Source organism: Streptosporangium sp. NPDC023963, from assembly GCF_040639135.1.
In the GTDB taxonomy this organism is placed as follows: Bacteria; Actinomycetota; Actinomycetes; order Streptosporangiales; family Streptosporangiaceae; genus Streptosporangium.
In genome coordinates this window covers 110,663-134,279 of record NZ_JBEZZK010000019.1, presented here as the reverse complement: position 1 = coordinate 134,279, position 23,617 = coordinate 110,663, and the positions used below count along the sequence as shown (strand labels likewise).

Genomic DNA, 23,617 nt, shown 5'->3' with positions numbered 1-23,617 from the left:
GGTCTCCCGGCCCCTGAGGGGCCGGGACGGCACGGATGACGGGGGTGGAGAAGGGCTGTGGTGTCCCGGTCTCTGAGAGGCCGGGCCGGCGCGGGTGACGGGGGTGGAGAAAAGCGATGTCCCGGTCTCTGAGAGGCCGGGCCGGCGCGGGTGACAGGGGTGCGGGGAAGGAGCGGGGTCGCGCCGCTCCCCCGTCAGGCGAGAGCCTCGTAGCCCGCTTCCTTGACGGCGGCGCGGACGGCCGCGTCGTCGAAGGAGTCGCCGGAGACGTCGACCCTGCCGGTCTCGAGATCGACGTCGACACCGGTGACACCCGGGACCTCACCGACCTCCTCCTTGACCGAACTCACGCAGTGGCCGCACGTCATGCCGGTGACGGTGTATGTGGTCGTGCTCATCGTGCCTCCCATGTCCTGAGATTACCCACCCAGGGTATAACGTGATCCGCCTTCAGGCCTGATGGGGTGAAGAATCGGGACCCGCCGTAAAGGTTCGGACCGCGACGATTCCGACCGCGCCGCGACCGAATCGGGCCGGACCGGATCGGGCCGGACCGGATCAGGCCACGACCCGAGCGGCACGTGGACCGGATCGGGTCGCGGCCCTGAGCGAAACGTGGACCTGAGCTGAAGGACCTGAAGCCGAAGGACCTGAGCTGAACGGGGGCCCGCGTGGCGCGTGGGCGGGATCGGGCCGCGGACGGATCGGACCATCGGACCATCGGACCATCGGACCGCGACCGGATCACCGTACGAGCAGATCAGGCCGTGATCGGGCCACGCCGTGCCACGACCGGGTCAGATCACGGGGCTCCGGCTCGCGGTACGGCCGATGATCTGGCGGAGGTCGACCACGCCGTGGCGGCGGAGGCGGCGGGAGAGATCGCGGTTCACGCGGTGCGCCCAGAGGGGCCCCTCGTAGATCAGCGCGCTGTAGCCCTGGACGAGCGTGGCCCCGGCGAGCAGGCGCTCCCAGACGTCGTCCACGTCCTCGACGCCACCGACGGAGACGAGCACCAGGCGATCGCCCACCCTGGCGCGCAGCCTGCGCAGGACCTCCAGGGAGCGGGCCTTCAGCGGACGCCCCGACAGGCCGCCGCTCTCGCGGCTGTGGTCACGGCCCGCGGGCTCCGCCCCGGCCAGCGCCTGCCTGCCGATCGTGGTGTTGGTGGCGATGATGCCGTCGAGCCCGAGATCCAGGGCCAGGTCGGCGACCGCGTCCACGTCGGCGTCCGCCAGGTCAGGAGCGATCTTGACCAGCAGCGGGGTGCGCTTGGGCGTGGCGTCGGCGACCTCCTTCACCGCGCGCAGCAGCGGGCCCAGCAGCTCCACGGCCTGGAGGTCGCGCAGGCCGGGGGTGTTGGGCGAGCTGACGTTGACGACCAGGTAGTCGGCCAGGGGGGCGAGCTCCCTGGCGCTGGCCACGTAGTCGGCGACGGCCCCCGACTCGGGCACGACCTTCGTCTTGCCGATGTTGACGCCGACGATCGCGGGGACTCCCCGTGGCCTGGCCAGCGACCGGGCCGCGGCGGACGCGCCCGCGTTGTTGAAACCCATCCGATTGATGATCGCCCGGTTTCCCACGAGGCGGAACATCCGGGGTCTGGCGTTTCCCGGCTGGGCATGGGCGGTGATCGTGCCGACCTCGACGTGGCTGAAGCCGAGGGCGGACATGGCCTCGACACAGCCGGCGTCCTTGTCGAAGCCGGCCGCCAGCCCGAACGGGCCGGGAAAGTGCACGCCGAAGGCCTGCACGCGCAGCGCGGGGTCGCGTGGCGCGAGGCGGCGGTGAACCAGCCGCCTGACCACGGGTGTCATCGAGAGGACGCGGAGGGCGCGCACCGCCATGTGGTGCGCGTCCTCGGGGTCGAGGTGGCGGAGGACCTGCGAGAAGACGAATCGATACATCACCGATCAGGTTAGTGCCCCGGCGGGGTGCGGCTCGCGCCGACCGCGTCTCCAGGGTGTCTGATCAGGAGGTACCGGTCGAACTCCAGCAGTCGCAGCAATCGGAGCACCGGGCCCGACGGCCGCACGATGACCATCTCTTGGCCCAGGCCGCGCACGTGTTCGTCGGCCCGCAACAGGGTCCGCGCGCCCGCGCAGTCGATGAAGACCACCTGAGCCAGGTCGAGTTCGACCGTCGCCGCGGCGAGCCCTCCGAGGACGCGCCGCAGGTCGGCGCCCTTGACCGCGTCGAGATCACCGCGAACGACGATCTCGACCCTGTCCCCGGCGGGTTCGGGCGACGTGAGCAGGATCACCGTATTTCGCCCGCCCCCTCCCCGAGCACCTCGGCCGCCAGGTCGGCGACGCGGCGGCGAGTGTCGCGGGCCTGCTTGCGCAGGCCGGTGAAGGCCTGGGTGGCGGTCAGGTCGTGCTTGCCCATCAGGTAACCGATCGCCCGCTCGATGATCACGCGGTAGTCGAGGGCGTACTGGAGCTGGTCGGCCAGGGCGCTCTTCTCCTCGGCGGCCATCGCGGCGGTGAGAAGCTGCTCGATCACGTCCGCGTAGCCGTAGAGCGCCTGGACGTCCGACTCGTCCCACTCGTAAAAATCGGCCTGGTAGACGTTCAGGGTGCCCACCGGCTCGCCTCCGAGACGCACCGGCACCCCGGCCACCGCCCGTACCTCCGGGTGAAGCCGGTCGGCGAGCTTCGGCCAGCGCGGATCGACGCGCACATCACTCGAGGTCACCGCGGAATTCTCCTCGTACGCGGAAACGCACGGCCCCTGGCCGAGATGGAGTTGTGCGCCCTCAAGACTGCGTCCCCGCTCATCGGTGGCGACCAAATAGCGGAGATCTTTACCTTCTTCGGCAAACATCAGACCCGCACCCGCATATCCGAACAGCGAGTTCACCACATCCACGGCACGCTCCAACTGATGAACTATGCCTGTGGTGGACGAGGCCGTCTGAAGCCTTCTCAGGCTCGCGACCAGCGCTTCCGGATCAATGTGAGTCATATGTGTGGCGCCTTTCAGCGTCGACCTGGTTACTTGACGTGCACACTACGGCTTCCCCGAAAAAGGAGGTCTATGAGCCATGGTCTGGAGGACCATCACCATGAGCTCGCCGAGGCGCTCTCCCGTCCGGACTTTCGCGGGCTGCCATTCATGGTGCGTCCGGTCGTAGAAATTCAGCGCGCCGATCAACCGTTCCTCCGCCCGCAAAGGCACGGAGAGCACCGCCCGCACCTCCGAGACCCGCGCGGCCACCCCGGGGAACCCGAACGGCCTGGCCGCCCTCAGGTCGTCGACGGCGACGTCCTCACCCCGGGACAGGGTCTCGATGGCCGGTCCGGCCCCGATCTGCTCCTGGATCAGCTCCAGTCGCCGGCCCCGGTCGTCGGACCCTCCGATCGCCCGCAACCGGTCGTGGTCGTCTATCAGCATGAGGGCCGCCCCGTCGGAACCGAGGACATCGGCGAGGGCGCTCAGGGTACGGTCGACGAGCCGGGAGAATTCAAGGACCTGGGTCATGGGCGGGCTTCCTCCATGTCGAGGTAGCTCCGCGGACACAAGGCGGAATGAGCTGCGGAGCAGAGCCTAGTGCCGCCTGGCGACTCCGGCCAAGCGGCCCACCCCTCGGCCGGATGGCCGAGGCTGGACATCACCGTCAATACATCGTTAAGCATTCGGCAAACGATGGTTGGCAGGGTAGGCGTCATGAACATCCTGTCACGTTCGGCCATCGCCCGGCGACGGCGCACCCTGGCCACCCTCGTGCTCCGCGACCTCGCCGACACCGGTGACGTCACCGTCCCCACCTGGTGGGACGAGGAGATCCAGCGGGAGTTCGGCGGGCTGGGCGGGTTCCTCGCCGAGCTGAGCCGCCAGTGGTGGACGGCCTACGCCGCGCACCTGGACGCGCTGATCGAGCTGGGTCTCGACGACCCCTCCCAGGCGTGGGACGACGTCACCGAGCAGATGCCGTGGCTGCGGGCCGTCCTCGACGCCTACACGGACGACGCGGCGCTCGCCGAGGCCGAGCGGCGGCACTGCGACGTCCTGCGCTGGACGACCCGCCGCGAACCCCGGCACGCGGCCTGACACACCGCGTGGAACCTGACACACCGCGTGGAAGGAGTGGAAGGACTCGGAGCCCGGCGGCCCCGGCCCTGACATCGGCATCGGCATCGGGATCGGGATCGGCGACCCGGGATCCCAGCGGTTCGCAGCCTCCGCACCCTCGGATTCCACGGGGATTCCGCGTGGATTCCATGTGCCGGGGGCCCCGCCGGCCCGGTCCCTCACCTGTCGTGTGGGGAATATTCGCGGGGAATCGGGTAGCCATGAACGATGGTCAGATTTGTCGAGGGTAAACCCCCGCCTCACAGAAATCCCGATGATCACGCTGCTGACCTGCGCCTGGGTGTGCGCCTGACGATGGCGCTGGCGGCGGTGGCGGTCTTCACGGTGCCGTTCGTGATCCTGCTCGTGCTCGTGAGGACCTCTTTCTCCCCGCTCACGGAGCTCGACGAGAGCATCGCCCTGAACCTGCACGCCCACGCGCTGGAGAACCCCGGCTACACCACCTTCCTCAGCGTGGGGACCGAGGTGTTCGGTCCCTGGACGTGGCGTGTGCTGGTGGTGCTGACCGCCGTCTGGCTCTGGCGCCGGGGCGCGCCGCGCCTGGCGATCTGGGCGGTCGCCACGATCACCTTCGGCGGCCTGCTGAACCTCGCCCTCAAGATGATCGTCGATCGCGCCAGGCCCGCTCTGCCGGATCCCGTGGCCTGGGCGCCGGGTGCCTCCTTCCCCTCCGGGCACGCGATGGGAGCGGCGCTGGGCGCGTGCATCCTCGTGCTCATCCTGCTGCCCTTCCTGCGCGGCACGGCCTCGCGGATCGTCGTCTGGGCCGTCGCGGCGGCCATCATGGTGTTCGTCGCGTACACCCGGGTGGCGCTCGGCGTGCACTGGACCAGTGACGTGATCGCGGGGGTCGCGCTGGGCGTGGCGGTCGTGGTGGGGGCGGCGGCGGGCTTCGAGGCCTGGCGCCGGGGAGAGGGCCGCAGGCCCGCCGAACCGCACGTGGAAGGCGTCGAACCCGAGGCGTTCCGGAGAGGTCATTCTGGGTAGCTGGCGCGCCATGTCGAAAATGTCGGTGGATTTCAAGGGCGTGACGCGCCTCATCCTGGCGCCCCTGGCCATCATGGCCGTGTTGACGATCGGCGTCGGACTCCTCATCACCAAGGTCCTGCAGACGACGACCCTCATCGCGAACGACGAGGGGGTCAACGCGCAGCTGGCCGGAGACCGTACGGCCTACTGGAGTTCGATCACCGATGTGGTGTCGAGCATGTCCGACACCCCGGTGATCATCACCGGCACCGCGCTGCTGGCCGTCGTCTTCCGGCTGGCCTTCAAGCGCTGGAACGAGTCGATCTTCCTCGCGCTGGCGGTCTTCTCGCAGTCGGCGATCTTCCTGCTGGCGACCGTCTTCGCCGAACGCAAGCGCCCGGCCGTCCAGCACCTCGACCCCGCCCCGCCCACCTCCAGCTTCCCCTCCGGGCACACCAGCGCCGCGGTCGCCTTCTACTGCGGCATCGCCCTGGTACTGACCATCCACACCCACCGCTACAAGATCCTGAACGTGCTGTGGTGGGCGGTCGGCCTCGGCATTCCCCTGGGCATCGCCTACTCGCGCATGTATCGCGGCATGCATCACCTGAGCGACGTGAGCTGGGGCTTCCTGCTCGGCGTGGTCTGCATCACGGTGGCGGCCAACGCGCTGCTGTTCCGGTCGGTGATCCAGGAAAAAAAGAAAAAAGTTCTGAGCACGTGACGACCCCCGGCCACGCCGGGGATCCGGGAGCGGCGAAGATCGCTGGGACGAGGATCGGCGGGGGTGAGAGAGGGACATTCACCACCCGCCGGGTCGCTTCACATGAGACCGTTGTGAAGCAACACCACCAAGGTTCAACCTGTCACCTCGTGTGGCGCAAAGATCACAATGTGCTACGAAGTAAGATGGAAACCTCGTCGGGGAGATTCAAGTCCTCCCGCCGGGGCACGAGCAGCCAGCCGGCCGGACCGAGAGACGTTCGACGGCTACCCTCAAGGAAGGAAGCCGGCCATGGATCGCCAGTCCGTCGTCTGCCATAAATGTACGGGCGTTCTCCTCGCCACCGACTCTCGCACCTACACGGCGCAGCGAGGACGCCTGATCGTGACCAACGGCTACTGCACCTGCCCCGCCGAGCGGGCTCCCGTGGAGCAGGCCGCCCAGCAGCAGCCCCAGCCCGTCGCGGAGCAGTCCACCCCGCACCGGCAGCCCCACCCCCAGCAGCACCCCCAGCAGCAGAGCGCGCCCGCGGGCCAGAACTCGATGGTCGTCGCCTAGCGTTCCCTCGGGGAGCGGTCGCGGCGTCGAACGGCGCACGCAACGGCTCGGTTCCTCGACGACCGCGCACCGCCACCGCGGCCTCGCGGGCCGTCCCCTCTGACTGATCCGGTCATATTCGCCGATCAGCCGATGTCACGGATCCGGACACCCCTCCGGTCGTCCACCCTCTCGGATCCGGGCACATCTTCCCCGCCCGTCCGCTTTCTCGGGTCTCTCGATCCGGATACATGTCTCCGGTCGCCCCACGGGCCCGGACGCACTCGCCGATCAGCCGCACTCCAGGATCCCGGCGCACCTCTCCGGTCGTCCACCCTCCAGGATCCCGGCGCGCTCCCGGGGCCTCCCGGAACCGGCCGCCGAGCCTCCGGCGACATCACCCGGCGGCGCTCAGCCGCTCAGCCCCCAGGCCAGCACCACGGACAGACCGCTCGTCGCGAGCAGGCCGACGAGCACCACTATCGCAATCACCCGACGGTTCATGCCCGAAAGCCTAGCCAGGCATCCGGGTGGTCTCGCACGCCGACGCACAACGACGCACGCCGGGGACCACGCGGGGAACACGCGGGGAACACGCGGGGAACACCGCGGGGAGGAGTCCGAGATCATGACGGCCAGCCCGTCGAGGGGATCTGACCGCTCTCGGCGCGGATGATGTGGATGACTGCGTTGATGAGCGCCAGGTGGGTGAAGGCCTGGGGGAAGTTGCCGAGGTGGCGCCCGGTCACCGGGTCGATCTCCTCGGCGTAGAGACCGAGGGCGCTGGCGAAGGAGAGGACCCTCTCGCAGAGCCTGCGGGCGCGGGTGTGCTCCCCGATCTCCGTCAGCGCCGAGACGAGCCAGAACGAGCAGATCGCGAAGGTGCCCTCCTCCCCGGTCAGGCCGTCGTCCGTGCTCTTCGTCTCGTAGCGCAGGACCAGGTCGTCGGCGGTCAGCTCGTCGGCGATGGCCAGCACGGTGGCGCGGACCCTGGGGTCGTCGGGCGGCAGGAACCGCACCAGCGGGATGAGCAGGAGCGACGCGTCGAGGGCGTCGGTGCCGTAGTGCTGCCTGAAGACCCCGTGCTCGCTGACTCCGTTGGCGCACACGTCGGCGTGGATCTCGTCGGCGACCGCCTGCCAGCGCGCGGCCAGTTCCGGCTCCTCCCTGAGCCGGGCGAGCCTGGCGCCCCTGTCGGTCGCCACCCAGCACATGACCTTCGAGGAGGTGAAGTGCTGGGGCTCTCCGCGTACCTCCCATATGCCCCGGTCAGGCTCTCGCCAGTGCCTGATGGCGGACTCGACCTGCCGCTTCAGGATGGGCCAGATCCGCTCGTCCAGGCGGTCCCGCGACCGGGTGTGGATGTAGAAGGAGTCGAGGACGGATCCCCAGACGTCGTTCTGGCGGTGCCGGTACGCGGCGTTGCCGACCCTGACGGGCTTGGCGCCCTCGTACCCGTGGAGGTGGTCGAGGACGTGCTCGTCCAGCTGGCACTCGCCGTCGATGCCGTACATGACCTGGAGTTCCTCGTCCCGCTCCGCCACGTCGGCGATGAACCAGAAGAAGTCGTCCGCCTCCCAGTCGAAGCCCAGCGTGTACAGGCCCCAGAGGGCGAAGGTCGAGTCCCTGATCCAGGCGTAGCGGTAGTCCCAGTTGCGGTCGCCGCCCGGGGTCTCGGGCAGGGAGGTGGTCGAGGCCGCGATGAGGGCACCCGTGGGGGCGAAGGTCAGGCCCTTGAGGGTGAGGGCGCTGCGCTCCAGATACCTCCGCCAGGGGTGGTCGGGGAAGACGCCCCTGGCGAGCCAGTGCTGCCAGTGGTGGGCGGTCCACACGAGCCGCTCGTAGGCGTCCTGGAAGGTGTACGGCGGCTCGTGCGTGGTCCACGACAGCGCGCAGAAGCGCGTGTCGCCCTCCTTGAGGAGGGTGCGCGCCGTCGCGCGCCCGGCCTCGAACCCCAGCCGCATGTCGGTGGTGAGCCGCAGCTCCAGGGGCTCCCCCTCGGCCGTCGCGACGCCCTGGTGGTAGCCCCTGTCGGCGTACGCCCAGCGGGCGGGCCTCCGGCCGTAGTCGAAGATCGGCTCGCAGTCGAGCGTGATCTGCACCTCCCCGCTGACGCAGCGCACCGTGCGGAGCAGCACGTGGGAGGCGTCGTAATCGGTCGGCGCCCTCCTGTGCGTGTGGGAGAGCTCGTCGTGGTGGTGCCAGGGCCCCATGAGCAGCAGGTCGCGCACGACGATCCAGCCGGTGGGGGTGCCCCAGCTCGTCTCCAGGATCATGGTGCCGGGCAGGTAACGGCGCGCGGCGGGCACCCTCAGGTCGGCGGGACCGAGCCGGAAGCCCCCCGCGCCCCGGTCGAGAACGGCGGCGAAGACACTGGGAGAGTCCATTCGCGGCAGGCAGAGCCACTCGACGTTCCCGCTCGGGGCGACCAGGGCGGTGACCTCGCAGTCGGACAGGAAGCCGTAGTCGGCGATGGGCGGGAAGGGGGAGGGTCCGGGCAGCGCATTCGCCGTTGAATCCAGTGTCATCGGCTCTCCTTGAGCGTGGAGACCCCCGCCCTCGAACGGAGATGCTCTCGAACGGAGAAGAACGTTAGGCGCCCTTCCTACCCCGGCTGCCGGGCTCAGGCACGTCTTTCCGCTGATCAGGCGCGTCCTCGCGCTCTCCTCCTCTCATGAGGGGACCGTACTCCGCCACGGTGCGGACGGGTTCCGTTGACGTGCCTGTACGTCCGTGTCCCCCGCCGGTACGGGAGCCGGCTCTCCCTCCCGGCTCCCCTTGTCGGCTTCTCGCTCCGGCTTCTCGCTCCGGTTTCTCGCTCCGGTTTCTCGCCATGGCTCATCGCTCCGGCTCCCCGCCCCGGATACCAGCCGCTCAGCGAAGAATGGCGCGGTCCATCACCGATCCACTACTTGACCCCATAAGTCACATTATTCCCAGCTGTACGTGAACTTTTCGGACAAGTTGCTGTCGGATCTGCTATCAAGATGCCCGACCAAGGTTCACATCAGAGAGGGTCATCGTGGGGCGCGACGATATCCAAGGACCGTACGAGGAAGACCCTCGCGAGCAGACCGGTCCCCTCGGACCGGCGCAGTACGAACCCGAACGTCCCGCCGGCGACGTGTTGTCGGACGGATGGAACGAGATCGACTTTCCGGAGCTCACGCCGGGCGACGGGTCCCAGGTGATCGTCCACGTCGACGGGTCCCGGGAGATCGTCCGGGCCGACGGGTCCCGGGAGATGGTCTACCTCGACGAGCGTCGCGAGATAGGGGACACCGACATCACGTCCGACGGCCCCCTCTACCGCGAGGAGGACGAGGCGGCGCCGTCGCGCGGTTTCCTGGGGTCGGGCTGGCGCGAGGACCCCGATCCCTACGAGGAGCGCCGCCGCAGGGGCAGGAGCAAGAGCAGGATCCTGCTGGCGGTCGTGGGTGGCGTCGTGATCGCCGGGGTCGCGGGCGGCTGGTTGCTCTCCGCCTCCCTGGACGGGGAGACCGGCACCACGTGCGCACCCGGCGCGCGGTGCTCGGTGGCCGACCTGCCGCAGGTGCCCTCGGAGACGCCGACACCCCGGCCCGAGGAGAAGACGGCGGAGCCGTCCGACGAGCCGTCCACGGCCGACGAGCCCCCGACCACCGCTCCCACCAGGGCTCCCCGGACCCAGGAGCCCTCAACCCGGCCGTCGCCGACCCGCAGTACCTCTCCGAGGGAGACCCGTCCGACAGCGTCCTCCGAGGACGCCGAGCAGGAGGAGACCTCACCGCAGGACTCGTCCCCGAACTCGCGCATCACCTCCGAGCCCGCGCCCTCGCCGACGAGCCAGGCCCCCACGGAGACCGCCACACCGAGCCAGGAGCCGACGACGGCACCGCCGCCGCAGGACAGCGGGACGAACGACAACTCGGGCGACGGCCGGGGCGGCCTGCTCGACTGGCTGTTCTGACCGTCACGGCGCAGACGTGCCGTGAGCGCGGCCCGGCGACGCCGGCGGCTTCCTCTGCGCCCCCGGTGAGTTCCGGCGGGCCCAGGGGGCTTCAGGGGGCTTCAGAGGACTCCGGGGAGCGCCGCCGGCCGACGGGGCCTCCGGGCGCGTCGACCGGCGGGCCGGGGCTCGTACCGGCATGCCCGCCGGGACCTACCGCGCGAGCGTGCCGGCGGCGTGGTCGCTCCGGGGACGCCGGACCCCGGAGCGGTGCTCCTGGGGGCTGACGCCGCGTTCGCGTTTGAAGGCGGCGCTGAGCGCGAACGCGCTGCCGTAGCCGACCTGCGTGGCCACCGCGCCGACGGTGGCGTCGGTCTCGCGCAGCAGGTCGGCGGCCATGGCCAGCCGCCAGCCGGTGAGGAACGTCATGGGCGGCTCGCCCACCAGCTCGGTGAAACGGCGGGCCAGGGCGGCGCGGGAGACACCGGACCCCGCGGCCAGCGTGGCCACCGTCCAGGGGTGCGCCGGGTTGCCGTGCAGCATGCGCAGTGCCCTGCCCACCACGGGATCGCTGTGGGCGCGGTACCAGGCGGGGGCGCCGGCCTCCGGGCGGGAGAACCAGGCACGCAGGACGGCGATGAGCAGGAGGTCGAGCAGCCGGTCGAGCACGGCCTCCTGGCCCGGCTCGTCCTTGACGATCTCGTCGCCGAGCAGCGGGATGAGGGGGCAGTCCCAGGCGTCCTCCGGGAGGACCAGCAGCGGTGGCAGCGCCTCCAGCAGACGGCGGCTGATCTCCCCGCGCATCTGGTAGGCGCCGGTGAGGATGATCGTCGACCCGTCGGGGTCGTTGCCCCAGGTGCGGACGCCCAGGTCCATCTCCTGGGCCAGGCTTCGCCCGTCGAGGGTGGTGCAGTGCTGGCCAGGATGGATCACCACGTCGGGCGGTGTGGCCGGATCGTCGGCGACCGTGTAGGGATCGGGGCCGAGGATGATCGCCACGTCCCCCGGGCCCAGGCGCACCGGGGCGGCGTCGTCGAGGACCACCCACGCCTCACCCCGCACCATGGCCGTCAGGGCGAGCGGCGCCCGGTCCTGGATCCGCAGGGACCAGGGCGGGTTCAGGATCGAGCGGAGCAGGAACGCTCCTCTGGCCCTCGGGCCGTCCAGGAAGTCGGTGAGCGCGTCCACGACTTCACTGTAGACGCTGAAACATGGAATTGCGCTTCTCGACCATGGCCCGTCTCACCTCTGGCCAGTTCACTGGTCCTATGACAGAAAACACACATGAGCGGAACACGACGCTGGTCCTCGGCGGCACGGGCAAGACCGGCCGCCGCGTGGTGGAGCGGCTCACCGCGCGCGGCCTGCCGGTGCGGGTCGGCTCCCGCTCGGGGGAGCCGCCGTTCGACTGGGAGGACCGGGCGACGTGGGGGGCCGCGCTGCGGGACGTGGCGTCGGTGTACGTCGTCTACTACCCGGATCTGGCCTTTCCCGGGGCGGCCGAGACGATCCGCTCGTTCGTCTCGCGCGCGGTCGAGGGCGGCGTGCGGCGGCTGGTTCTCCTGTCCGGCCGTGGCGAGGAGGAGGCCCAGGTGAGCGAGCGGACGGTCCAGGAGTCCGGGGTCGAGTGGACGATCGTACGGACGTCCTGGTTCTCGCAGAACTTCAGCGAGGACTACCTGCTGGAGCCGGTCCTCTCCGGCGAGATCGCGCTCCCGGCGAGGGACGTGGCCGAGCCGTTCGTCGACGCCGACGACATCGCGGACGTCGCGGTCGCGGCGCTGACGGAGGACGGGCACGCGGGCGAACTCTACGAATTGACCGGTCCCCGGCTGCTGACCTTCGCCGACGCCGCCGCGGAGATCTCCAAGGCGACCGGCAGGGAGGTCCGCTACGTGCCGGTCCCCTCCGAGGAGTACGTGGCCGGGGCGGTCGAGCACGGCGTGCCGGCCGAGTACGCCACGCAGCTGGCGGAGCTGTTCACCACCGTGCTGGACGGCCGCAACGCCCACCTGACCGACGGGGTCCGGCGCGCCCTGGGACGGGAGCCCCGCGATTTCGGCGACTACGCGCGCGAGGCCGCCGCCACCGGGGTCTGGGGCTGACCGCGGGACGGCGGGACGGCGGGAGTCGTGCGCACTGGCGCGGCCCGCTTCCCTGTCCCGCCCCTGTCCCGCCCCCGCCCCGCTTCCCGTCCCGCTTCCGTCGCGAGCACCCGAGCACCCGAGCACCCGAGCACCCGAGCACCCGAGCACCCGACGGTGAGCATGTCCGATCCCGCCGCCGGGATCCCCCCAACAGCCAAGGAGAATGTGATGTTGCTGTTCCGAGGCGTCGCGCTGGTCGCGGCGGCCATCACCGTGGGACTCATGGCCGGTCTCTTCTACGCCTACGCCTGCTCCGTCATGCCCGGCCTGGCCCGGGCGGACGACCGGACCTTCGTCAGCACGATGCAACGGATCAACGTGGCGATCCTCAACGGCTGGTTCGCCGCCTGCTTCGGCGGCGGGCTGGTGCTGACCGTCCTGTCCGCGGTACTCCACCTCCAGGCGGACGGACGGCCCGTGCTGCCCTGGATCGTGGCCGCGCTCGTCCTGTACGTGGTGATGCTCGCCATCACGATGGGGATCAACGTGCCGCTCAACAACGCGCTCGACGCGGCCGGGGATCCCGACCGCGTCGCCGACCTCGCGGCGGTGCGCGAGCGGTTCGAGGCGACGTGGGTCCGCTGGAACCTCATCCGCACGCTGGCGTGCGTGGCCGCCTTCGGCTGCATCACCTGGGCCCTCGTCGTGTACGGGCGTACCGGCCTGCCGAACGGGTCATGACCGCGGCGGCCCCGACCACGTGGGTGGTGACCGGGGCATGGCCGGGCGGGTGGTGATCGGGGGACATGACCGGGACTGCCCGCCCGTCCGGACTTCTGCCAGGATGTCGTCCGTGTACCCGCCGGGCCTCGGTCCTCGTCGCGGATCCGCCGGAGATCTGCTGAGAAAGTACGGCGTGCTCCCCGCCGTACGCGAGCGGCCCGCCCGCCGAACCCACGGGGGGAACATGAGAAGGATCGACACCGCCCATCGCCTGCGAGGACCCGCCGTCGCGACGATCGCCGCACTCACGCTGGCCGGCTGGGCGGTTCCGGCCCGCGCCCTGCCCCGGGCGGCGCCGACCCCCCTCGCGCCCGCCGCACCGGTCTCCGCACCGGACGTCGCCGGAGCGGGCTCCTTCGACCTCGTACGGCCGTCGGCGCATCCGGTCGAGCTGCGGAGCGCCCCGAGACGGCTCTCGGTGACCTACACCTACGAGGGAGACGAGCGCACGTTCGACGACTTCCTCGCGCGCACGAAGACCAACGGCCTCGTCGTCCTGGACGGCCGGCGCATCGTGGCCGAGCGCTATGTCAAGGCCGATCGCGACACCCGGTTCCAGTCCTGGTCGATGGCGAAGTCCTTCACGTCGACCGCGATCGGCATAGCCCTGCACGAGGGCCGCATCCGCTCGATCGACGACCCCGTGACCCGCTACCTGCCCGAACTGCGCGGCTCGGGCTACGACGGGGTGTCCATCCGGAACCTGTTGCGAATGTCGTCGGGAATCGCCTGGGACGAGCGCTCCGACGTGCCGAAGTTGCAGATGGCCGCGAACCGGGGCCGGCCGGTCGGGAAGCTGGCGGCACGGCAGGTGCGCGGCTGGGAGCCCGGCAGCAGGTTCGAGTACACGAGCATGAACTCCTTCGTGCTCGCCAAGCTCGTCAGCCGCGCCACGGGCATGCCGTACCACCGGTACGTGGAGAAGAAGATCTGGAAGCCCGCCGGCATGGCGTCCACGGTGCGCGTCGACAAGGATTCCAACGGCGACAGCCTCGGTTACTGCTGCTATTACGCCACCGACCGCGATTTCGCCCGGTTCGGCCTGCTCTACCTTCGTGAGGGGAAGGCGGGAGGGCGCCAGGTCGTGCCGCGTTCCTGGGTCAGGACGTCGACCACGCCCTCCGCCTCCTTCAATCCCGGCTACGGGCTGCACTGGTGGCTAGGCGGCGACGGCCGGGGGGACTTCATGGCCGCCGGATTCGGCGGGCAGTACATCTACGTCTCCCCCAGGCAGGGGGTGGTGATCGTCAAGTCGTCCCTCTCCGCGCCGGCCAACGACCGGCGCGAGGCGCTGACCGCGTTCCGCGCCGTGGCCGCCGAGGTGGCGAGAACCCGCTGACGGCGGCCGGACCGGCCCGTCGGGGGGATCCGCCGGCGGGAGGATCCGCTGGAGCACAGGGGTCCAGTAGGTGACACCGCCCCGGGCCGAGCGCGGTGACGGGCGCGGTGACCAGCGACGTGACGGGCACAGTGACCAGCGATGTGACGGGCACGGTGACGGGCGACGCTAGCGCGGTTTCCCGCGCAGCAGCTCGACGACCGCGCCGATGTCCGCGTCACCCCAGCCGCGCTCGGCCGCCTCCTCGTAGCGCTGCTCGACCAGACGGGCGATCGGCAGGTCGAGGCCGCCCGACTCCGCCATGTCGATGGCGAGCCGCACGTCCTTGGCGGCGAGCCTGGTCGTGAACCACCCTCGGTGGTCACCGCTCAGGATGTCGTCGACGCGGTTGTGCAGGGCGGGCGCGACGGTGGGCCAGGTGAGGAGGAAGTCGTGCAGCAGCGTCTCGTCGAGATCCGCCGCCAGCCCCGTGGCGGCCGCCTCGGAGAGCGCGGCGATCCCGGCCATCAGCAGGTAGTTGTTCAGCAGCTTGAAGGCGAGCGCCGCGCCGGGATCCCGTCCGCAGTAGGAGTAGGAGGCGAACACCTCCGACCACACCGGCTTCAGCACGTCGGCGACGTCACGCTCGCCACCCATCAGGACCGAGGCCTGCCCCTCGGCGACGGCCTGCGGCCCGCCGATGACGGGCGCGGCCACGAACCGGCCCCCGGGCGCCATGTCCCGCAGCGCGCGGGCCGTGTCCGGAGCGACGGTGCTCGTGTCGGCCACGACGGGCCCGTCGGAGCCGATTCCGGTCAGCTGGGACATCACATCGCGGACCGCCTGGTCGTCGGCGAGCGACATCAGCACCCCTTCGGCCTCCCGCGCGGCCTCGGCGGGCGAGGCCGCCTCGACGGCACCGAGGCCGACCACCTCCCCCGCCCGTCCCGGCGTGCGGTTCCACACCGTGACCGGGAAGCCGCGCACCAGCAGCCGCCGGGTCAGTGCCTGCCCCATCATGCCCATCCCGAGTACAGCGACGCGCATAGATCATCCCCCCTCACGCCATTGTGCCCCCAGGGGTCCGGGCGACCTGGGCCGCCACGCGGGTGACCTGCGGCATCTCGGCGGTCGTACGGGCGGGAACATCGCGGGGCCTTACAGGCGGGCGGTGCCGCAGGGGTCCAGGCGGGGCGGGAGCGGGTCACGGGAGCTCAGGCCGGGTGAGCACGGAGGTCACGAGAGCTCAGGCCGGATGAGCACGAGGTCACGAGAGCTCAGGCCGGGTAGGCGTGGGTCTCGGTGGCCTTGACGGACGCCCAGATCCGCTGCCCCGAGGTCAGGTCGAGGTCCGCGACGGCGGCGGGGGTGACGTCGGCCGAGGCGGTGATCGGCCCCTCCAGATGGATGCGGACGTTGTCGCCGTGCCGCTCGATGCCCTCGATCGTGGCCTCCCAGAGATTGCGCGGGGTGCCGTCCGGGCGGGTCCGGTAGAGCGCGACCGCCCCGGGTCCGAAGGCGACGAAAGCGGGACCGTCCAGATGCTCGGCGACGCTGAAGCTCACCTCGCCGACGGTGACCTGTCGCCCCGCGGCGAGCCCCCGGTAGAGGTTGAGGCCGACCAGGCGGGCGACGTAGTCGGTGCGCGGGCGCCGGGCGACCTCGGCGGGGGTGCCGCGCTGCACGACGGCGCCGTTCTCGATGACGACCAGTTGGTCGGCGAGCACCATGGCGTCCAGCGGATCGTGGGTGACCAGGACGGTCGCGCCGCCGAAGTCGGCCAGGTGGCGGCGGAGCCCGGAGCGGATCTCCAGGCGGGTGTGGGCGTCGAGGGCGGCCAGCGGCTCGTCCAGCAGCAGCAGGCGGGGTCCCACGGCGAGGGCGCGGGCCAGGGCGACGCGCTGGGCCTGACCGCCCGACAGCTGCCGGGGTTTCGCCGCGACGTGCCCGGCCAGGCCGACGCGCTCCAGCCAGGCGGCGGCGGTGCGCCGCGCCTCCGCTCTGGAGGCACCTCGGCAGCGGGGCCCGAAGGCGACGTTTTCCAGAGCCGACAGGTGCGGGAAGAGCAGGTAGTCCTGGAAGACCATGCCGATCGGGCGACGTTCGGGCGCCAGGGTGTGCAGCGCCTCGCCGTCCAGGAGGATCTCCCCTCCGGACAGGGCGGTGAGCCCGGCCAGCGCGCGCAGCGCGGTGGTCTTGCCCGCGCCGTTGGGGCCGAGGAGCGCGACGACCTGGCCGGCGGCGACCTCCAGCTCGATGTCCAGGTGGAAGCGGGGCCGGGTGACGACCAGGTGGGCGTTCAGGGTCACGGGCCGCTCACCCACCGGTCGCGCAGGCTGGCCAGAATGATCACCGAGACGGCGAGCAGGACGAGGCTGAGCACGATCGCGGCCTCGGGTTCGGTCTCCAGGGCGAGGTACACGGCCAGCGGCATCGTCTGGGTCCGGCCGGGGAAGTTGCCGGCGAAGGTGATGGTGGCCCCGAACTCGCCCAGCGCGCGGGCCCAGCACAGCACGGCGCCCGCGACGACGCCGGGGGCGATCAGCGGCAGGGTGACGCGGCGGAAGATGGTCCAGCGAGAGGCGCCCAGCGTCGCGGCGGCCTCCTCGAAGCGCAGGTCGGCGGCGCGCAGCGCGCCCTCGACGCTGATGACCAGGAACGGCATGGCGACGAACGTCTCGGCGACGACGACTCCGGCCGTGGTGAACGGCAGGGTGACGCCGAAGGTGGTGTCGAGCCACTGGCCGACCAGGCCGCGCCGCCCCAGGACGAGCAGCAGGGCGACCCCGCCGACCACCGGGGGCAGCACGAGGGGGACGGTGACCAGCGCCCGCACCAGGCGGCGGCCGGGAAAGGCGACACGGGCCAGCAACCACGCCAGCGGTACGCCGAGCAGCAGGCACACCAGCGTGGCCACGGTCGCGGTCACCAGCGACAGGCGCAGCGCCTCCAGGACCTGCGGCTCGCCGAGTCTTTCGGCCAGGGTGGACCAGGGTGCGCGTACCAGCAGCCCGGCCAGCGGCAGCGTCAGGAAGACCATGCCCGCCACGGCGGGCAGCACCAGCACCCAGGGCAGGCGGCCCGCCACCCCGCCGGACGGACCGCTCACGGTGCCGTCAACCCGTCGTACGGGCGTGGTCGGCGATCTCCACGACCACGTTGGTGGACTTGATCACGGCGACCGCCCTCACTCCCACCTCCAGGCCCAGCTCGTCGGCGGCCTGGCGGCTCATCAGCGACACCACCCGGTACGGTCCCGCGGCGATCTCCACCTGGGCCATCACCGCGTCCCTGATCACTTCGGTCACGATCCCGCGAAGGCGATTGCGGGCCGACGAGTGCCCCGTACCGTTCTCGGACTCGATCTGGGCACGCGCGAACGCCGCCAGGTCGATACCCTCCACCATCCGGTGGCCGTGCTCGTCCCGCCGGGCCGCGAGCCGCCCGGCGTCCACCCACCGGCGGACCGTGTCGGAGCTCACCCCGAGCAGCGCGGCGGCCTCGCTGATCCGAAACGTCGTCACGAACAATCACCATACCTTCGCGTATTCACACCCATATGCCCCTCCCCCATGGCAGTCGCGCCGCGATCAGCCACTCCGTTGCCGCTCCTGCGAGCTCGGACGGTCTGGAGGACCCTTTCCCCGCGCCGGGGGCCCGCTCACACCGGCGCGCAGGAACACCGGCGCACCGGGGCGCCGTCACACCGGGGCGCCGGGGCGAGGAGCGCCGTCGCGGCGAAACCGGCCCGCTCCGGCGTGACCCGCTTCCCGCCGTCGAGCGCCCCGGACCCGCTTCCCGCCGGGGAACGCCCCGGGGCGGGAACGTCCTATTCCGAGATCCGGCGGGTGGGGGCGGGACCGGACCAGTAGGGGGTGGCGAGCCCCCGCGTGCCGACGTCCGCGAGGAAGACGCGACCGGCGTCCGGATGGCGCGCGGCGTCCGCCGGCGTCATCCCCACGCGGGCCGACGTGATGAGCAGCGTGTCGAGCCGCGGGCCCGCGAAGGCGACGCTCGTCACGTTGGGTGCCGCGACCTCCACGGTCGCGAGATGCTCGCCCCGGGGAGAGTAGCCGCGCACCTGGCCGGCACCCCAGAGCGCGAGCCACAGGTTGCCGTCGACGTCGACGCACAGCCCGTCCGGCGTACCGTCGGAGACCTCCAGCAGCACGCGGCGCTCACCGTACGCGCCGGTGACGGCGTCGTAGGCCCTCGTCCAGATCGTTCCCGGGACGCTGTCGACGCTGTACATCGTCGACAGGTCCGGGGACCAGGCGAGACCGTTGGAGAGCGCGAGGTCGGTGTCGAGGGTCGTGACGGTTCCGTCCGTCTCGTACCGGTACAGGCACTCCTGGCCGTGCCGGTCGTCGAGGGCGAGGCTCCCCACGAGAAAGCGTCCCCCGGGATCGCACGCCCCGTCGTTGAGGCGGCTGTCCTTCCCCTCGGGAATCAGGTCGACGAGGTACGCGCGCTCGCCCCGCTCGCCCTCTGAGGTGGACGGGCCCCCGTCCCCCGCGCCGGACGGCCGTCCCGGCTCGTCCCCGCCCGCCACGGTGAGCAGTCCCTTCCGCCCGGCGACGAGCAGCCTGCCGTCCCGGTCGCACACGACGGCGCCGACGGTCTCGCCGAACTCGTGCCTGCGGTCCACGCGAACGGAGTCACCGGCGAGCCGTCCCTCGAAGACGTGACCGGCGTCGATGTCCACCCACAGGAGACGTTCCCTCCCGGCGTCCCACACGGGCCCCTCGCCCAGCAGGTAGGAGTCCGCGCTCGCGACCCGCGCCTCGAAGCGCCGGACCTCCCGCCTCACGACGCGCCTCCGACCGGCTTCCGAGCGACCGGCTTCCACACACCCGTCCTCCGTACGACGGCATTCCGTACGACGACCCTCCGCACGACGGCCTTCCGTACGACGGCCTCCTGCACGACGGCCTTCCGCGCGACGGTCAGGCCTCCGGCGGGATGCCGGACGGGCGTCCGCCGCGTGACGTCCGGTGTCCGGGGGCCGGTGGGGTGGGCGGGCACGGCCGGACGGCCGCCGTTCCCGGGTCTCACACGTTCTTGGGATCGCATGAAACCCACAGTGTCCCAGATCGCGGGATTCTCCGGCGACGTCCCGCTATCGCCCGGCGTTCCGGGCGGCCAGGCTCTGCTGCCACTGCTCCATGACCTGCCGGAAGGCCTTGCTCACGAGGAGAAGGAGTTCGGCGGAGGACTCGAAGCGGGCACCCGCCGGGGTCGTGGCCCCGAGAATCTCGGCTCCGCGCTGCGATGCGGCGGCCAGGGCCTCGTTCATCTGCAGAGCCGCGAGGAGGGACGGGAGCCAGATCCCGTCGTCGATGACATAGCGTTCACGCCGCGCGCCGGGGACCCGTTCCCGCTTGAGCATTCCCTGCCGTTCGAGGAAGGCGACGGCGTGCGAGATCGACGCCGGGCTGACGCGAAGCCGCTTCACCAGGTCGGCGGCGGTGAGATCGCCGGAGTCGGTGATGTACAGGCAGGCCAGCACCCTGGCCTCCATCCGGGGCAGGCCCTGCTGGATGAGGAGAGTGGTGAAGGACTCCGTGAAGTCCTGCACCGCCTGCGGATCACGCCCGTGGCCGCTGTCGGGGACCGGCGGCGCGGCAGGCCGAGCCTGCCTGTGCCGGCGCGCACGATGCCGCGTGGCCTCGTGCGCCCGGTCCGCCCCGTAGTCGTCGGGTCCGCCGTTGCGGGTGACCTCCCGCATGATGGTCGAGGCGGGCCGTCCCAGGCGCTTGCCGATCTCCGTGTATCCGAGTCCCTCGGCCAGCCCCGCGGCGATGTGCTGCCGATCCTGGCCGGTCAGTCTGCCTCCGGGCATCGGTGCTCGTCTCCCATCCGTCGACCTGTCGACACGCGCGGAACGCGACGCCCCGGCACGCTCCGCTGCACAGTATGCATTCACACCCATCCCATTGCAACGCTCGTTCTGGCAACCTATTGCGTTCAGTGTCATGTTCATTGCAATATCGGCTTAATCTGCCAGTGTTTACAGGGCATGAGCATCATTTTGAATGTTGCAGGATTTGTGAACGCAATGTAGTGTCGCAGATGTTCAGGGATTTCCGAACGTTCGCCGGTGCCGGTGGCGCCGCGGAGGAAGTCCCGTGACCGAGCTCCGGCTCGCCGAGGCCACGGGCGTCACGCCGGGACGGGTCTCGCGGATCGAACACTGTGCGCAAGGAGATTCATGATGGAAAAAGGCAATGGCGGCTTCTCGGAAACGGGGCTGCGCAGGCTGCGTGACGTGCTGGCGCGGCATGTCGAGTCCGGGAGGATTCCAGGGCTCGTCGCCCTGGTCGGCAGGGGCGGCGAGACCCACGTCGAGGCGATGGGGACGATGCGCCATGACGGTGGCGCGCCGATGCGCCGGGACACGATCTTCCGGATGGCCTCAACGTCGAAGCCGGTGGCGATGGCGGCGGCGATGGTCCTGCTCGACGAGTGCAGGTTGCGGCTGGACGACCTGGTGGAGCCGTGGCTGCCGGAACTCGCCGGCCGTCAGGTGCTGAAGCGGATCGACGGCCCGTTGGACGACACCGTGCCGGCGCGGCGGCCGATCACCGTACGGGACCTGCTGACCTCCACGTTCGGGCTCGGCATGGACATGACGGCGCTGGGCGCCCCGATCATGGGCGCGATCTTCGAGCAGGGGCTCACGCCCGATCTGCCCGAGCCGATGCCCGAGCCGGACGAGTGGATGCGCCGCCTCGGCACGCTCCCGCTGATGCACCAGCCCGGAGAGCGCTGGCAGTACCAGATCAGCCACGACGTGCTCGCCGTGCTCGTCGCCAGGGTCACGGGCCAGTCGTTCGAGACGTTCCTGCGTGAGCGCGTCTTCGATCCGCTGGGGATGAAGGACACCGGTTTCCACGTGCCCGCCCACAAGATCGGCCGGCTGCCGGACCTCTACGCCCCCGACCCTCGGACCGGAGAGTTCGTCGTGTGGGACGAGGCCGCGGGTGGACGATGGAGCCGGCCTCCGGCGTTCCAGGGCGGCGGCGGCGGGCTGGTCTCCACCGCCGACGACTACCACGCCTACTTCCGGATGCTGCTGAACGGCGGGACGCACGAAGGCGAACGGATCCTGTCCCGGTCCGCCGTCGAGCTGATGACCACCAACCGCCTCACGCCCGAGCAGCAGGCCGTCCGGCACGCCATGGCCGTCGACAACGTCCACGTGTCGTTCGGCCAGGGGCAGCACGGCGGCTGGGGCATGGGGATGGCGGTGCGCACCTACCGCGGCGACTACGCGCCCGTCGGCCAGTTCGGCTGGGACGGCGGAAGCGGCACCTCGACCTACGCCGACCCGCACAACCGGCTCACCGGAATCCTGCTCTCCCAGGTCGGGATGTCGGTCCCGGATCCGGCGCGGCTCATCCACGACTTCTGGACCACGCTCTACCAGGCGATCGACGACTGACAGCGAGCCCGCACCCCGTACGCCCGCCCCTCCCGACCGGCGGGAAGGGCGGGCGTACGGAACCTCGTGGCGGCTACGGCTGCTGGGAGATCCGGAACGACTGGGCGGCACCGCCGTTGCAGGTGCTCTGCACCAGCTGGACGCTGTCGGCCGTCGAGGAGCCTGGCACGCTCAGGCACTTGGCGCTGAGGCGGCTGACGAAGCGGTAGTGGCCGTCGCCCTCCGACACCGCCTGCCACTGCTGGTTGTTGCCCCCGCCGTACGCCCACAGCTGCAGGAGGGCGCCGTCGGCGCTGGAGACGTCCTTCACGTCGACGACCTGGGCGCTGTTGAGGCGGTTGTTGAGCCGCGCGAAGCCGCCGCTGGTCGGCTGGACCTGGAACTGCTGGGCGAGGGTTCCGTTGCAGGTGTACTGCTGGATCACGGTGCCGTTCGCCGAGGCGGCCGCGCGCGCGTCCACGCACTTGCCGCTGGCGCGGTTGGCGAGGCTGTACCACGCGGTCGGCGAGATGGTGTCCGTCGGGGGCGGGGTGCTCCCGCCGCCCAGCCACAGCAGGCCGTCGATGACGAACCGGTTCTGCACCTCGCTGGCGAACGTGGACGACAGCGGGGTGTTGTTGCTGTAGTTCATCGCGTTGTGGCCGAAGTTCGCGTACAGCATCTTGTAGTTCTTGTTGGTCCACATGAGCGGGTAGTAGCCGCTGTACCAGGTCTGGCTGGGGTCCGTGCCGACCGGGAAGCTCGACTGGTCGATGGACCCGAGGATCCTGATGTTCGGGTTGTTCCTCAGGTCGTTGGTCCAGCTGTACCACTCGCTGACCGACGAGGTGAAGGTGGCGGGCAGCCGCGCCGTGGAGGGGTGCGCCCCGCCCTCCGTGCGCATGGTCACCGAGGTGGGTCCCCAGGTGTTGGACCTGAACGCGCCGGTGCCGAGGAGCTCGTTGTGGTACCACGCCCAGCTCTGGGCGTCGGTGTTGAACGCGCTCACGTGGAAGCCCATCCACGCCCCGCCGTTACGCATGTACTGCTCGAACGCCGACCGCTGGGCGGCGTTCTGCGGCAGGTCGTCCAGGAAGAGCACCACCTGGTACTGCTGGAGGTTGCTCGCGTTCAGCTGGCTCCAGTTGTTGGTCGCCGTGTAGGAGAAGTTGTGCTGCGCGGCCAGCTGTGGGAACCAGCGGTTGGCCTCCTGGACGAAGTTGATGTGGGCCGCGTCCCACGTCCCGTTGTAGAAGGCGATCACTTTGAAACTCGGGGCGATCGACGCCCGCGCGTTTCCGCCGGCCGGAAGGGTGGTGAGGCCGAGCGCGAGAGCGAGCACGGCGAGTAACCGCACCCACGTCCGCGTCGAGTTGACCATGCTTTCCCTGGTCATGTGTGTTTCCTCTGTCTCGCGACGAACGACAAAGGCGAAGCCCGCCCCGCCCACGGGCATAACGGAGACCGGCGTTACCAACAACTTCGGCAAGCCGAGGACGGTTCTTGTCTGACTTAATTCAAGTTATGTGAAGAAAAAATGTCAAGAAGATCGCGGAGTCGGGAAACGCCCGTACGGGCGGCGTCCGCGTCAGCCGATGTCAGATGCGTCTCGCCGGTGTCCGCTCGACCGGCGCTCGCCATCGGTGTTCGATCGGCCGGTGTTCAGTCGGCCGGTGTTCAGTCGGCCGGTGTTCGATCGGCCGGTGTTCAGTCGGCCGGTGTTCGATCGGCCGGTGTTCAGTCGGCCGGTGTT

Annotated in this window: 24 protein-coding genes; 9 read left to right on the top strand and 15 right to left on the bottom strand. The window is 70.6% G+C overall.

Going from position 1 to position 23,617, the window contains the following annotated elements:
* Window positions 1–194 precede the first annotated feature (194 nt).
* From AB0F88_RS37755 to AB0F88_RS37735, 5 genes are all read right to left on the bottom strand, one after another.
* The gene (locus AB0F88_RS37755) at window positions 195–398 is read right to left on the bottom strand and encodes a heavy-metal-associated domain-containing protein (RefSeq protein ID WP_362695674.1); all 204 of its coding nucleotides are present in this window, start codon (window positions 396–398) and stop codon (window positions 195–197) included.
* 399 nt (window positions 399–797) lie between these two features.
* Window positions 798–1,907, bottom strand: coding sequence for a quinone-dependent dihydroorotate dehydrogenase (locus tag AB0F88_RS37750; protein ID WP_362695672.1), 1,110 nt, complete (start codon window positions 1,905–1,907; stop codon window positions 798–800).
* 11 nt (window positions 1,908–1,918) lie between these two features.
* On the bottom strand, window positions 1,919–2,263 hold the full coding sequence (locus tag AB0F88_RS37745; protein ID WP_362695670.1) for an STAS domain-containing protein: 345 nt from the start codon (window positions 2,261–2,263) through the stop codon (window positions 1,919–1,921).
* Window positions 2,260–2,967 carry a GAF and ANTAR domain-containing protein gene (locus tag AB0F88_RS37740; RefSeq protein ID WP_362695668.1) on the bottom strand — a complete coding sequence of 236 codons (708 nt, stop codon included), beginning with the start codon at window positions 2,965–2,967 and terminating at the stop codon, window positions 2,260–2,262. Before AB0F88_RS37740 ends, AB0F88_RS37745 begins: the two co-directional genes overlap by 4 nt.
* Window positions 2,968–3,012: 45 nt before the next feature.
* Window positions 3,013–3,483 carry a GAF domain-containing protein gene (locus AB0F88_RS37735; RefSeq protein ID WP_362695666.1) on the bottom strand — a complete coding sequence of 157 codons (471 nt, stop codon included), beginning with the start codon at window positions 3,481–3,483 and terminating at the stop codon, window positions 3,013–3,015.
* A gap of 186 nt (window positions 3,484–3,669) precedes the next feature.
* Between AB0F88_RS37735 and AB0F88_RS37730 the strand changes: the two genes are divergently transcribed.
* The 4 genes from AB0F88_RS37730 to AB0F88_RS37715 all read left to right on the top strand — a co-directional run bounded on the left by AB0F88_RS37730 (window position 3,670) and on the right by AB0F88_RS37715 (window position 6,346).
* Window positions 3,670–4,053, top strand: coding sequence for a hypothetical protein (locus tag AB0F88_RS37730; protein WP_362695664.1), 384 nt, complete (start codon window positions 3,670–3,672; stop codon window positions 4,051–4,053).
* Between the two features lie 324 nt (window positions 4,054–4,377).
* A complete protein-coding gene (locus AB0F88_RS37725; protein WP_362695662.1) occupies window positions 4,378–5,082 on the top strand; it encodes a phosphatase PAP2 family protein in 705 nt (234 codons plus the stop codon).
* Window positions 5,083–5,122: 40 nt separating this feature from the next.
* Window positions 5,123–5,788, top strand: coding sequence for a phosphatase PAP2 family protein (locus tag AB0F88_RS37720; protein WP_362695660.1), 666 nt, complete (start codon window positions 5,123–5,125; stop codon window positions 5,786–5,788).
* Window positions 5,789–6,079: 291 nt separating this feature from the next.
* Window positions 6,080–6,346, top strand: coding sequence for a hypothetical protein (locus AB0F88_RS37715; protein ID WP_362695658.1), 267 nt, complete (start codon window positions 6,080–6,082; stop codon window positions 6,344–6,346).
* Window positions 6,347–6,951: 605 nt separating this feature from the next.
* Here AB0F88_RS37715 and AB0F88_RS37710 read toward each other — a convergent pair.
* Window positions 6,952–8,853: a glycoside hydrolase family 15 protein gene (locus AB0F88_RS37710; RefSeq protein ID WP_362695656.1), complete on the bottom strand. Its 1,902-nt coding sequence runs from the start codon at window positions 8,851–8,853 to the stop codon at window positions 6,952–6,954.
* A 494-nt stretch (window positions 8,854–9,347) separates the two neighbouring features.
* On the opposite strand from AB0F88_RS37710, the gene AB0F88_RS37705 reads away from it, so the two are divergent.
* Window positions 9,348–10,274 (top strand): hypothetical protein, encoded by a 927-nt coding sequence (locus tag AB0F88_RS37705; protein ID WP_362695654.1) that lies wholly within the window; start codon window positions 9,348–9,350, stop codon window positions 10,272–10,274.
* A gap of 192 nt (window positions 10,275–10,466) precedes the next feature.
* On the opposite strand, the gene AB0F88_RS37700 is transcribed toward AB0F88_RS37705, so the two are convergent.
* Window positions 10,467–11,441, bottom strand: coding sequence for an AraC family transcriptional regulator (locus AB0F88_RS37700; protein WP_362695652.1), 975 nt, complete (start codon window positions 11,439–11,441; stop codon window positions 10,467–10,469).
* 80 nt (window positions 11,442–11,521) lie between these two features.
* Here AB0F88_RS37700 and AB0F88_RS37695 point away from each other — a divergent pair, with 80 nt between their 5' ends.
* The 3 genes from AB0F88_RS37695 (at window position 11,522) to AB0F88_RS37685 (ending at window position 14,462) form a co-directional block, all read left to right on the top strand.
* The gene (locus tag AB0F88_RS37695) at window positions 11,522–12,358 is read left to right on the top strand and encodes an NAD(P)H-binding protein (RefSeq protein WP_362695650.1); all 837 of its coding nucleotides are present in this window, start codon (window positions 11,522–11,524) and stop codon (window positions 12,356–12,358) included.
* Between the two features lie 210 nt (window positions 12,359–12,568).
* Entirely contained in the window at window positions 12,569–13,081 is a 513-nt protein-coding gene (locus AB0F88_RS37690) for an anthrone oxygenase family protein (RefSeq protein ID WP_362695648.1), read from the top strand.
* Between the two features lie 226 nt (window positions 13,082–13,307).
* Window positions 13,308–14,462 carry a serine hydrolase domain-containing protein gene (locus AB0F88_RS37685; protein ID WP_362695646.1) on the top strand — a complete coding sequence of 385 codons (1,155 nt, stop codon included), beginning with the start codon at window positions 13,308–13,310 and terminating at the stop codon, window positions 14,460–14,462.
* A gap of 168 nt (window positions 14,463–14,630) precedes the next feature.
* Here the strand turns inward: AB0F88_RS37685 and AB0F88_RS37680 are convergent, their stop codons facing one another.
* The 6 genes from AB0F88_RS37680 to AB0F88_RS37655 form a co-directional block, all read right to left on the bottom strand.
* Window positions 14,631–15,488 (bottom strand): NAD(P)-dependent oxidoreductase, encoded by an 858-nt coding sequence (locus tag AB0F88_RS37680; RefSeq protein ID WP_362695644.1) that lies wholly within the window; start codon window positions 15,486–15,488, stop codon window positions 14,631–14,633.
* A 230-nt stretch (window positions 15,489–15,718) separates the two neighbouring features.
* Entirely contained in the window at window positions 15,719–16,750 is a 1,032-nt protein-coding gene (locus AB0F88_RS37675) for an ABC transporter ATP-binding protein (RefSeq protein WP_362695642.1), read from the bottom strand.
* Entirely contained in the window at window positions 16,747–17,481 is a 735-nt protein-coding gene (gene modB / locus AB0F88_RS37670) for a molybdate ABC transporter permease subunit (protein WP_362695772.1), read from the bottom strand. Before modB ends, AB0F88_RS37675 begins: the two co-directional genes overlap by 4 nt.
* A gap of 76 nt (window positions 17,482–17,557) precedes the next feature.
* Window positions 17,558–17,965, bottom strand: a complete 408-nt coding sequence (locus AB0F88_RS37665; protein WP_362695640.1) for a TOBE domain-containing protein — start codon at window positions 17,963–17,965, stop codon at window positions 17,558–17,560.
* A gap of 305 nt (window positions 17,966–18,270) precedes the next feature.
* Window positions 18,271–19,251 (bottom strand): SMP-30/gluconolactonase/LRE family protein, encoded by a 981-nt coding sequence (locus AB0F88_RS37660; protein WP_362695638.1) that lies wholly within the window; start codon window positions 19,249–19,251, stop codon window positions 18,271–18,273.
* 309 nt (window positions 19,252–19,560) lie between these two features.
* Window positions 19,561–20,283, bottom strand: a complete 723-nt coding sequence (locus tag AB0F88_RS37655) for a helix-turn-helix domain-containing protein (RefSeq protein ID WP_362695636.1) — start codon at window positions 20,281–20,283, stop codon at window positions 19,561–19,563.
* 372 nt (window positions 20,284–20,655) lie between these two features.
* Here AB0F88_RS37655 and AB0F88_RS37650 point away from each other — a divergent pair, with 372 nt between their 5' ends.
* Entirely contained in the window at window positions 20,656–21,885 is a 1,230-nt protein-coding gene (locus tag AB0F88_RS37650) for a serine hydrolase domain-containing protein (protein WP_362695634.1), read from the top strand.
* Between the two features lie 73 nt (window positions 21,886–21,958).
* Here the strand turns inward: AB0F88_RS37650 and AB0F88_RS37645 are convergent, their stop codons facing one another.
* Window positions 21,959–23,260 carry a ThuA domain-containing protein gene (locus AB0F88_RS37645; RefSeq protein WP_362695632.1) on the bottom strand — a complete coding sequence of 434 codons (1,302 nt, stop codon included), beginning with the start codon at window positions 23,258–23,260 and terminating at the stop codon, window positions 21,959–21,961.
* 192 nt (window positions 23,261–23,452) lie between these two features.
* Complete coding sequence (locus AB0F88_RS37640; protein WP_362695770.1) at window positions 23,453–23,605, bottom strand: hypothetical protein; 153 nt, start codon at window positions 23,603–23,605, stop codon at window positions 23,453–23,455.
* Window positions 23,606–23,617 lie beyond the last annotated feature (12 nt).